Below are 11111 nucleotides of genomic sequence, written 5' to 3' on the forward strand. Positions count from 1 at the left end.
GTTTTACAATTGATACTTGTTTAAAAACCAGTTTACAGTTTTCTCCAATCCAATATCAAAATCTTCATTGGGCTTCCATCCTAATTCCCTAGATACTTTTGATGCATCTATGGCATATCTAAAATCATGACCTAAACGATCTTTTACAAATTTTATCTGATTTACATAGCTACCATCTGGTTTTGGTCTTAAAACGTCTAGAATTGAACATATTTTAGAAGCTATTGTAATATTATCATATTCATTATTGCCACCTAAAAGATAGGTGTTACCAGTTTTACCTTTTTTATAAATAGCTTCAATACCCGTACAATGGTCTTTTACAAAAAGCCAATCTCTTATGTTTTTGCCATTACCATAAATTGGAATTTTTAATCCATGTATTGCCGATCTAATTATGGTAGGTATTAATTTTTCGTCATGCTGTTTAGGTCCATAGTTGTTAGAACAATTACTTGTTACTACGTTCATGCCATAAGTATGATGATAGCTTCTGACCAGAAAATCAGATGAAGCCTTAGATGCACTGTATGGGCTATTTGGTCGGTAATTAGATTCTTCGGTAAAAAAACCTTCTTCACCTAAAGATCCGTAAACTTCATCCGTACTAATATGATGAAATCTATAATTTTCACCTTTCCAATAGGTTCTAGCGTTCTCCAAAAGATTAAAAGTGCCCTCTATATTTGTCTTGACAAATTGCCCAGGGGAACTTATGGAGTTATCTACATGAGATTCTGCTGCAAAGTTAATTATACCAGTAATATTATATGCTTCAAATAATTGGCTGACTAAATTTTTGTCACTTATATCCCCATTAATAAAGTGGTAATTTGGATTTTCATTAACTTCTTCAAGATTTTTTAAATCCCCTGCATAAGTCAATAAATCAAGATTAATTACTTGTAATTTAGGGTTTCTATTTAAAAAATAAGGGATAAAATTACTGCCTATAAAACCCGCACCACCAGTAATTAAAATTTTGCTGTTAGATTGGTGGTATCCCATAAGTTATACTATCGTTTTTGCTTTGTTATTTAAGTAGATCAAGGCTGAAATAATGAAGAAAACCGATAAAAATATTAATGGTATTAAAACGATACTTTTACCAAAAAAAGATTTTCGCTCTACCTGTGGCTGTCCTAAATTAATTATGCTTACGGGTACCTTACGCTCTTCTAATTCTAGCTTCTTAGCTTCAATATCTCTTATTAAACCTGTTTTATACTCAAATATATCAGCAATATTAACTTGTTCCTGATTATCTAATACAATTCTTTCCGTTGAATTATTATTTTGTTTTAAAGCTAAGCCATTAGTATAATTAGCAATAATTTCATCTACTTGTTTCAGTAACAATTCGTCTGCCTTTATACGACCAATGGCATTTTCACGATAAACTTCAAGAAGACCGTTAAAATATGTGTTCGTATTTATGTATTTAATAATCTTTTCAGCGAAAACCTTACCAAATGCCGCATCTTTATAATAGATAGAAATTCTATGGTTAAATGAGCTCTTGTTTTGTAGCTCTGCCCTTACGATATCTGCAATGGCATCAGTATTTTCAAAACTTTGGAGTAACTCTAAGTACTTAAGATCACTTTCAGAGTTACCAACTTCAGCAACTCTAGTAATTTCTATGTTTAATCCATTAAAATCTATATCATCAACACCTATGGATTTGAAAAATAAGGTGTCCTTTGATTTTATGTTTGATTGAATTTCGTTTACAACATCATATAAATAGTTTTTACTTTCTATTTGAGGCTTTACAATTACCTCTGTTTTATATTTTTTAGATATAATTTTATTTAGACCATACCCAATTGCAAGTCCTATGACAACAAGCCCAATGAGTAGAAGTAAGTTTTTTTTAAGATATAGGAATACTCTTAAAATATAACGGAAAATGGCATTGAAACCTCTCTTAATTAGTTGAAATAATTGCCCCAAATCAATTTCATCAGAATTGTTTTGGGTAGATGGTAATTGATTGCTTGCCATGCTATGTATTGAATATTTGTTTTAAAATTTTATCTGTAATAAGATATGTTGGTTTTACCCCAGTAGTTCCTAATCCGCCAGAAGCTAATGTACTACCGGTTTCTAAAGGGTTATCTGATGCATAATATGCATAACGTACTTTTACATCTTCTCCTATACTCTTTCTAATTTTTGAAGCACTCTGTATTGCTTTTTGGTAATGTACTCCCTCCATCTCCAGTCCAATAACGTTCCAAGTAGACTTGTGAAAAAACTTTAGTATGTCTTTGTTCTGAAGTGATGTTCCCAACACGGTTACCATAGTCCCTTCAAAAACCTTAAGACCATAACCCTCAAAATCCTTGGCACAAAGTTCATTATTAAATGGGTAATTATCTGCCGTACCTTCAAATATATGTGCAGATGGAATCATTAAATCTCCCTTACCGCCCTCTAATATACCTGCCTTACCCATAATGGAAACAGAATCTACGTTAATCAACGACGAACCGCCCTTCTTGGTTACATATGGTTTCAATAACTCGTCTATAGTCTCATAAGCCTGTTCGCCAAATGCGTAATCCATTACAAATATAACAGGTTTTTTATCATCTTGATTTTCAGAAAATTCGTACGAGCAGTTATTGATTTTTATTTTCGCCGTATCAAAAATTTGCACATCAATATTGGTTCCTGATGTATCATCAATAGCGATCATACCATTTTCTTCTGCTAAATCAATAACCTTTTTTCTTAAAGCAGCGTTCCCAGAACTACTAAGTGCTTCAAATATCTCTAAAGAATCAGTATTTGGAAATTCACTCTTTAAGGCTACTTTAGCAAATAAAGAATTCATAACACTGTGCATATTGGCAGAGATAATATGAATTGGTCTTTGCAATAAATTATTTTTGGTCAGTACCTCTTTTATATTATTTGCCCATCGTTCACCATGAATATGATGGCCCAAACGCTCTCTTAACAAAGCACTGAATGTTATAGTTCTTTTTTCACCTGTTATTTCTTCATCTAAGGCTAATTTACCTAACCAATAAATTACTTTTAAAAAACGATCGGGATTGTCTTTGGTACTGAATTTTTTATACACCTCCAATATCTCTTCAAAGGATCTGCCCAAGATATTAGCGGTATGAATAATGGCAATTTCACGTTCAGATTGAGGCAATTCATCTTTTTGAACGGCATTTTCAAGCTTTGTCCAATCCCTGATGGTTTTATCGGTATCTGTTATAAGGACCTTTTTACATATTTTCTCAGATTCAATGAACAAGAATGTAAGGTGAGTTAGAATGTCATAAATATCTGATCGTCCCCTAGTAATTTCAATATTCATTTGCTCCTCATCTATTCGGTAGCAATTTCTTCTTCTCTTTGGTGGTATTATTGGGTTAATGTGTGAAATACCATACCCTTCATCTGAAGTTAAATTAATAAAAGAGCACTGTTCTATACCTTCTGGCAATCTTTCTAGGACATAAATGAGTCCGTTCAATTCTGCTTTTTCTTCACCTACGGAACCATATATTTCAGGTCTTAATTGTAGGAGAGCATTTTTTAAAGCTTCTCCCGATACGCCGTTCGGTTTATAAAAACCTCTATTGAACAAATGGCGCATGGTGATGTACATGCGTTCAATTGCATTTGTTGACTCTTGCGCCCTTGTAGTTGTAATTGCTTTTCCCATTGAATATTTCGAACGAAATTACGATTTATAATCTGTTATTAAAAAGTTAGCTATTTCTTAGCTTATATTTTGATAAACCATCAGCAACTTTTCTATCATTGGATAATCTTTGTACTTTATTTTGTCCGCCAAGTTTACCTATTGACTTCATATATTCCATAAAAGCCCCATGCTGTACAGGTGTGATTTTTAATGTTTGTAACACCTTACCTACTATTAAATCGTAGTAATAGCTATTTTGTTGTTGCAAAGCCACATCTAACGTATTAATGAATTTGTCCATGTCACTTGGTAACTTTTCAAATTCAATGAACCATTCGTGATAGGGCAATTCGTTATGTGGAGGAACAATTTGCGGAGCTACCGTAAATTCGCTTACACTTGCATCTGTAGCATTCGTTGCAACCAACATTGCTTCTTCAACTTCTTTAGCGATTACATGTTCTCCAAAGGCTGAAATAAAATGTTTAATACGCCCCGATACTACAATTTTAAAAGGGTCCTTTGAAATAAACCGAATGGTATCTCCTAAATTGTAGCCCCATAGTCCCGCATTTGTGGAAATAATCATTACATAATCTACACCTAATTCTACATCTTTTAACGTAATTCGCTTGGGGTGTTCGTTAAAGAATTCATCAGACTTTATGAACTCATAGAATATTCCCGCATCCAGGAGTAGCAACATTCCACTTTCCTTCTGCGAATTTTGATAAGCAAAAAAACCCTCGCTTGCCGGAAAAAGTTCTATACTGGCTACTTTTCTACCTATTAATGCTTCAAACTTCTTTCTATAAGGTTCATAATTGACTCCGCCGTAAATAAAAAGTTCAAAATTTTTGAAAAGATCACCAACATACTCATTGGTATTTTCTTTAAGTTTTTCAAAATACATTTGTACCCAAGACGGTATACCCGCAATAACAGTCATATCCTCATTCTTGGTTTCTTCTACTATGGCATTAACCTTTGTTTCCCAATCTTCAATACAGTTAGTTTCCCAACTGGGCATTCTATTCTTCTGTAAATAATTAGGAACGTAATGTGCGGATATACCTGAAAGTCTACCCAACTTTACACCGTTCTTTTCTTGTAATACAGGACTTCCTTGTAAAAAAATCATTTTGCCAGTTACAAAATCGGCATTCCCGGTTTCATGTATATAATTGAGTATGGAATTTCTAGAGGCTTTAACCTGTTCTTTTATACTCCCTTCAGTAATAGGAATATATTTTGCACCAGAAGTGGTACCAGAGGTTTTAGCAAAATAAAGTGGTTTACCGGGCCAAAGTATATTTTCTTGTCCTTCTACCGCCAAGTTAACATATGACTTTAGTTCTTCATAATCACGTACGGGTACTTGGGCAATGAAGTCGCTATGTTTTTTAATGGTTTTAAAACTATGGTCTTTACCAAACTTTGTTTCCGCTCCTTTGGCAATTAAACTTTTAAAAACCTTTTCTTGGGTCTCAATGGGGTTGTTTACCCATTTATTGGTCCTTTTGGCAATACGGTGCGCAAATATTTTAGCAGCAATGGTCTTTAAGGACATTTTGTATTAATTAAAGTCAATATAATTGGTTGGATCAATTGGTGTACCATTGTCCCAAATTTCAAAATGTAAGTGTGGTCCGGTAGTAAGTTCTCCCGTATTACCAACAGCGGCAATTACCTCTCCCCCTCTTACGATATTACCTTGATATTTAGATAAAGAACCATTATGCTTATATACACTTAACAGTCCTCCTTCATGTTCTATAATAATAACATAACCAGTATCGGCCGTCCACTCTGAAAATATTACCGTTCCATTTGCTACAGCTTTTACCGGACTATCGGTAACCGCAGTAACATCAACTGCATAATGCTTTTCATTGGGGTTAAACCCCATAGATATTGATCCGGTGACCGGAGTAAACAAAACCAAATTCTTTTTATCTATTGTACGCTCAAACAAATTGTATTTATCTTCTAAAGCAACTTCGGCACGTAATAAGGAATCTTCCTTTATCGGACTTAAATCTACTGATGCTGGATCTAATTTATATTGTTGAAATAATGAATCTCTATTAACTACGGTATTTTCTATATCTCCCTTTAAAACCATACGTATATTATCTAAATACTTATTGGTATAATTTAAGGTTCTAATGAGTGAATCCGTTTTATAGGTCAGTTCAGTGGCTTCCTTTTTTAGCCTGGTAGATGAATACCCTGGTATATATTCCCTTAACGGTGTAAAGGCTATCAATAAGGTGGTAAGCCCTATTAGACCGATCATAAATAGAGATCCCGTAACAAATACATTGAGCCTACTTAATTTAAAAGAAATCTTTTCTTCAAAAGTACTTTCGTTTAGTATTACCAAACGGTACTTATGCAGTAATTTACGTTTTATCTCCTTTCTTTTTTTGACTTTCTTTTTGGCCATCTTAACAAAGATAAACTTAGAATTTAATTTTAAACCTATTCACTTAAGAAATATAACGGCAATAACGATAGCTTTTTGTTCGTATATACCCAAATTATAGTTAAAATATACAAACCATTAAACGTATTTGGATATACTGAAGATTTCTACAGTAGTTTTTAGTATCTTTGAAATCCATATTTAAATTATAGTCTTATGACATTCTTATCTACATTTTTGGCCATAGGCGCTCCACAAATAATATTAGTGGTAGTCGTAATTCTGCTATTATTCGGAGGAAAAAAGATTCCTGAACTTATGAGAGGTTTAGGTAGTGGAATCAAAGAATTTAAAGATGCCTCTAAAGAGGATGAACAATTAGGAGAAAAGAATAAGGAGTAATTACAAAATAAACTTCTTGTCAATCATTATAAAGCCCTGTTAAACAGGGCTTTTTGTATTTTTAATATTCAATCTACACCTTCAATTAGTTTGTACAAAGGTTTATTGATCAAGCGTTTAACAGCGCCCTTACGATGTAAGGTAGCTACTGAATAATCTACATACACGACAAAAAATACCTCTTTCACAACAATTAGTATTCAGAATACCCCTATAAATCTAATTTCGTTAAACAAACGGTACTAAAAACCTATGGCTAACCGTTTGAACTATACTTAACCCCCTGTTGAATTATTCATTCAGCTTAGATTTATATTTATGAGAAGTGTTTTAAATTTATTTTTTCTAGTATTTGTTCTATTTGCCCAAGCTCAGAATTTTGGAGATAATATAGAAGCAGATTTATCTCAAGAAAAGGAATATGGTACAAGAATGGTATCAGATTTTGAAGAAGAAGATAAGAAAGAATTTCAAAAAGCTGCAGAAGCAATACCGGTTCCCTACAGAGCTTTTAATAAGGTGGAGAACACAGAAAATGGCTACTACGTTATCTCTGGTACCTTCTCAAAAAGTAAAAATTTAAAGTCTCAAGTAAGAAAGCTTAACAAGAAGGGGTTTAATGCCGGTTACTTTCAAAATCCTGAAAATCAACTTTACTACGTTTATCTAAATCATTATGACTCTTGGCGCGACGCTTTAAACGACTGCTCTTCAAAATTTGGCGGCAGATATGAAGATCAAGTTTGGGTACTTAAGATACTTGACGGAGAAACGGAGTCTTTGCTCAATACAGAAACTGTACCTGTAGAAGATGTTACTTATGATATGCTTAAAGAAACTACAACGGTAAATACTGAATCTAAAACCAAACTTGTTAAAAGAGCCGATGAATATTTTGATAAAATGTGGTATGCTGAAGCAGCTAAGTTATACGAACAGGCATTATCAAAAGGAGAAAAATCATATTCTTATGACGTATTAAAAAAAGCAGGAGATGCGCATTACTTTAATACTGACATGGAGAATGCATATAAGTGGTACAATATACTTTATACCAAATATGAATCTGACATGGGCTTAGATTATTTATTTAAGTATGCTCATTCTCTAAAAGGTATTGGTAACTACAAAAGATCTAAAAGACTTTTAAAGTTATACAATAGAAAACTTGCCGGTGAGGAAGTGGAGCAGCAAACCAAGCATAATGAAATTGTGTTGGACGGACTTCTTAGAATGGAAGAGAAATTTGATATAAATAACCTTAGTATAAACTCAAAGTATTCAGAATTTTCACCAATGTATTATGGTGGTGATCAAATGGTATATGCCTCAGCAAAAGATTCATCTATTTTTAATACCAGAAGGTATAAATGGAACAATCAGCCGTATTTAGATTTATTTGTAGCTAAGGTAAATGATGAAACCCAAGACTTTAAGAATGCTCTTAAATTTTCAAAAAAAATAAATACTAAATATCACGAAGCCTCAGTTGCCTTTTCACCGGATAATGAGACTATGTATTTTACCAGAAACAATTACGGTAAAAAACTAAAACGAGATAAAAACGGCATTAATCATTTAAAGATATATAGATCTAGAAAGGTAAATGGCGAATGGTTAGAGGCAGAAGAGGTTTCATTTAATAGTGATGAGTACTCTACTGGTCACCCAGCATTGAGTCCAGATGGAAAACAATTATACTTTGTATCGGATATGCCTGGTAGCATAGGGGAAACTGACATTTTCGTAGTAGACGTATTAGAAGACGGCAGCTTTTCTTCGCCTAGAAATTTAGGTCCAGAAATAAATACCGAGCATAAAGAAATGTTTCCTTTTATTAATGACAAGAAATTGTATTTTTCATCAGATGGTCATGTAGGATTAGGCGGACTAGATGTATTTGAAGTAGCTTTTGATGATGAAGTTGGTTTCTTGGAAGTACGAAACGTTGGAAAACCGGTCAACAGTAAAAAAGATGACTTTTCATTTATTGTTGATGAAGAAACACAAAAAGGATACTTTGCTTCTAATCGTAGTGGCGGTAAGGGAGATGATGATATCTACTCATTTAAAACCTTACAGATTGAGGAAATACCAACCAGTATTAACGCTATCTCAGGTATTGTTACTGAGTTGATTACTGGAGATTTAATGCCTAACGCATTGGTTGAACTACTTGATGAAAACAATATTAAACTAAAAGAAATGGAGACCGACGAGAATGGTAACTTCATTTTTGAAGACTTGGATGCCGATACTAGGTATGTATTAAGAACAACAAAGGGTTCTTATTTTGATGACACCAGAGAAGCCGCTACTAAAGAAAATGAAATTGTTAATGTAGATGTTTCCATGAGAAAACTGAACGATATGATTGCTGTTGAAGAGGGTATTAAGAAACTCAAAACAGAGATGATCCACTTTAACTTTGATAAATCATTCATTCGTAAAGATGCTGCTCTAGAACTTGATAAATTAGTAGCCGTTATGAACGATTCACCAAACATGGTCATTAAAATTGAATCTCATACAGATTCCAGGGGTGATGCCGTATACAACAAATACCTATCAGATAAACGTGCAAAATCTACAAGAGACTACATTATATCTCAAGGTATTGATCCAAAACGTATAGAAAGTGCTATTGGTTATGGAGAAGAACGCTTAATCAATGAATGTGATGGTTCTGTTCGTTGTACAGAGGAGGAACACTACCTAAACCGTAGATCAGAATTCATTATCGTGAATATGTAATACAACTTTAACTAAAATAATAAAACCCGCTAAATAGCGGGTTTTTTGTTTTTAAACTCTTTTCTAATCTCTCTAAAAGCCACTTTAACCCATTTAATATACATGCTATCGATCCAATAAAATAATGACACCGGTCGTTCATCTGATCTAATAACCGTTCATAGATTTTGGTTTTAAAAGGGTACAGTTGGTAGTAATAATTATCCTTTCACCTAAACTATTCCATATAACTTTCTATTATGGTGAACTTTACACCCAGCAACAACTAATATATTGATTATGGAAAAAATTACTCTAGTGAAGGAAATATACATTGAAGCTTTTAGAAATTGGAAAAGCTATATCTTAGAGCATTACTTCAAAGTATTCTCTTGGTTATGTTTTGTGTTGATTGCTTTTGCCATGTACGCATTGATATACAGAGTATCTACCGGTTTTACATTTAGTAATCTATAAGACCGTATAATTTTAGGTTCTGAATAGTTGAACTTAATTCACATAAAAAAGGCTCAGGAGTTTCCTGAGCCTTTTTTATTATATCTGTCCCGTCCTGAAATAAGTTGACACAAATTCGACTTATTTATGAAGGATTCAGAGAAACCAAGGAAGAAGCGCAGCCAACGCGATTACAATCTAGGCTTTAAATTAGCGGTAATATCTCAAGTGGAAAAGGGCGATATGACCTATAAGCAGGCCCAAAAGGCATATGGTATCCAAGGGAGAAGTACCGTTTTGGTTTGGTTGAGAAAACATGGTACATTGGACTGGAGCAAACCAATACGCCGTCAAATGCCAAAATCGAAAGAAACACCTGCACAGAAGATCAAACGCTTGGAGAGAGAGCTTTCCGATGAGAGATTACGGAACAAAATTCTCAATACCATGATCGATATCGCCGATAAGCAGTATGGTACCACTATCAGAAAAAAGCATTCGCCCGATCAATCCAGCGCCTCCGACAAGAACAACGATTAAGTTTATCGCGTTGTTGTCGATTGTTTGGGATAAGTAGACAAGCCGTCTACCAAGGAGAAAAACGTATGGTCAAAAGAGAGCAAGAGTTCGTGAAGATAAAGAACCTGGTCGAAGGTGTCCGCAAGGATATGCCCAGGCTCGGTACACGAAAACTGTATTACCTTTTAAAGGACGAGTTCGCAATGCACGATCTGAAGATAGGAAGAGATGCCCTGTTCGGATATTTACGCTCGGAATCGATGTTGATAATGCCAAGGAAGAATTACACCAGGACAACGAACTCCAAGCATTGGCTTAGAAAATATCCCAATCTGATGAAGGGAACCGACGTTTGCGGACCGGAGGAGTTCTTCGTCAGTGATATTACGTACATTAAAAGTAGGGAGCGGACACATTACCTGTCCTTGGTGACCGATGCCTATAGTAGAAAAATAATGGGGTACCACCTTAGTGACGATATGAGTGCGGAGAATGTGGTAAAGGCGGTAAAAATGGCGAACGGCAATAGATCGACGAGCAAGGACCTGATCCATCATTCCGATAGGGGATTGCAGTATTGCTCGGCCATATACCAAAAAGAACTAAGAAGAAATAACATGGCCCCATCGATGACGGATGGGTATGATTGCTACCAAAATGCCTTGGCGGAACGGATGAACGGCATATTGAAAAGTGAATTCCTGATCTATAAATGTAACAATGGAAAAGAATTGAAAAAGCTCATAGCCGAATCGATAAGAACCTATAACGGCAAAAGACCGCACTTGAGCCTTAATATGAAAACACCTAACTTTATACACAACAAAAAACCAGAGAAGCTAGCTTCTCTGGTTTGATATTGATTATTTAAAAACTGTCAACCTATTTCAGGACGACTCA

9 protein-coding genes are annotated in these 11111 nt (G+C 34.3%); 4 read left to right on the forward strand and 5 right to left on the reverse strand.

Going from position 1 to position 11111, the window contains the following annotated elements; translation table 11 throughout:
• Positions 1-3: 3 nt before the first annotated feature.
• The 5 genes from rfbB to B2Z27_RS00665 are packed head-to-tail and all read right to left on the reverse strand — an operon-like array spanning position 4 to position 6122.
• Positions 4-1008 (reverse strand): dTDP-glucose 4,6-dehydratase, encoded by a 1005-nt coding sequence (gene rfbB, locus B2Z27_RS00645; protein ID WP_286812157.1) that lies wholly within the window; start codon positions 1006-1008, stop codon positions 4-6.
• 3 nt (positions 1009-1011) lie between these two features.
• A complete protein-coding gene (locus B2Z27_RS00650; protein WP_286812158.1) occupies positions 1012-2007 on the reverse strand; it encodes a hypothetical protein in 996 nt (331 codons plus the stop codon).
• A gap of 1 nt (position 2008) precedes the next feature.
• On the reverse strand, positions 2009-3691 hold the full coding sequence (locus tag B2Z27_RS00655) for a DUF6909 family protein (protein WP_071340805.1): 1683 nt from the start codon (positions 3689-3691) through the stop codon (positions 2009-2011).
• A 46-nt stretch (positions 3692-3737) separates the two neighbouring features.
• Positions 3738-5243 (reverse strand): GH3 family domain-containing protein, encoded by a 1506-nt coding sequence (locus B2Z27_RS00660; RefSeq protein ID WP_286812159.1) that lies wholly within the window; start codon positions 5241-5243, stop codon positions 3738-3740.
• 6 nt (positions 5244-5249) lie between these two features.
• Entirely contained in the window at positions 5250-6122 is an 873-nt protein-coding gene (locus B2Z27_RS00665) for a M23 family metallopeptidase (RefSeq protein WP_058104566.1), read from the reverse strand.
• A 195-nt stretch (positions 6123-6317) separates the two neighbouring features.
• On the opposite strand from B2Z27_RS00665, the gene B2Z27_RS00670 reads away from it, so the two are divergent.
• From B2Z27_RS00670 to B2Z27_RS00685, 4 genes are all read left to right on the forward strand, one after another.
• Entirely contained in the window at positions 6318-6503 is a 186-nt protein-coding gene (locus tag B2Z27_RS00670; RefSeq protein WP_058104567.1) for a twin-arginine translocase TatA/TatE family subunit, read from the forward strand.
• Positions 6504-6821: 318 nt separating this feature from the next.
• Complete coding sequence (locus B2Z27_RS00675) at positions 6822-9257, forward strand: OmpA family protein (RefSeq protein WP_236973332.1); 2436 nt, start codon at positions 6822-6824, stop codon at positions 9255-9257.
• A gap of 279 nt (positions 9258-9536) precedes the next feature.
• The gene (locus B2Z27_RS00680; protein WP_164674209.1) at positions 9537-9713 is read left to right on the forward strand and encodes a DUF6747 family protein; all 177 of its coding nucleotides are present in this window, start codon (positions 9537-9539) and stop codon (positions 9711-9713) included.
• A gap of 126 nt (positions 9714-9839) precedes the next feature.
• A protein-coding gene (locus tag B2Z27_RS00685) for an IS3 family transposase (RefSeq protein ID WP_286812160.1) occupies positions 9840-11068 on the forward strand; the annotation gives its coding sequence in 2 pieces (ribosomal slippage) (positions 9840-10188 and positions 10188-11068; 1230 coding nt in all).
• The last annotated feature ends 43 nt before the right edge of the window (positions 11069-11111 follow it).

This window comes from Maribacter sp. UBA3344 (assembly GCF_002362375.1).
GTDB classification, from domain to species: Bacteria; Bacteroidota; Bacteroidia; order Flavobacteriales; family Flavobacteriaceae; genus Maribacter; species Maribacter dokdonensis.

Coding starts and splice junctions, on each gene's coding strand:
- B2Z27_RS00670 (WP_058104567.1), top strand. CDS start 6,318: ATGACATTCTTATCTACATTTTTGGCCATAGGCGCTCCACAAATAATA.
- B2Z27_RS00655 (WP_071340805.1), bottom strand. CDS start 3,691: ATGGGAAAAGCAATTACAACTACAAGGGCGCAAGAGTCAACAAATGCA.
- B2Z27_RS00660 (WP_286812159.1), bottom strand. CDS start 5,243: ATGTCCTTAAAGACCATTGCTGCTAAAATATTTGCGCACCGTATTGCC.
- B2Z27_RS00665 (WP_058104566.1), bottom strand. CDS start 6,122: ATGGCCAAAAAGAAAGTCAAAAAAAGAAAGGAGATAAAACGTAAATTA.
- rfbB (WP_286812157.1), bottom strand. CDS start 1,008: ATGGGATACCACCAATCTAACAGCAAAATTTTAATTACTGGTGGTGCG.
- B2Z27_RS00650 (WP_286812158.1), bottom strand. CDS start 2,007: ATGGCAAGCAATCAATTACCATCTACCCAAAACAATTCTGATGAAATT.
- B2Z27_RS00680 (WP_164674209.1), top strand. CDS start 9,537: ATGGAAAAAATTACTCTAGTGAAGGAAATATACATTGAAGCTTTTAGA.
- B2Z27_RS00675 (WP_236973332.1), top strand. CDS start 6,822: ATGAGAAGTGTTTTAAATTTATTTTTTCTAGTATTTGTTCTATTTGCC.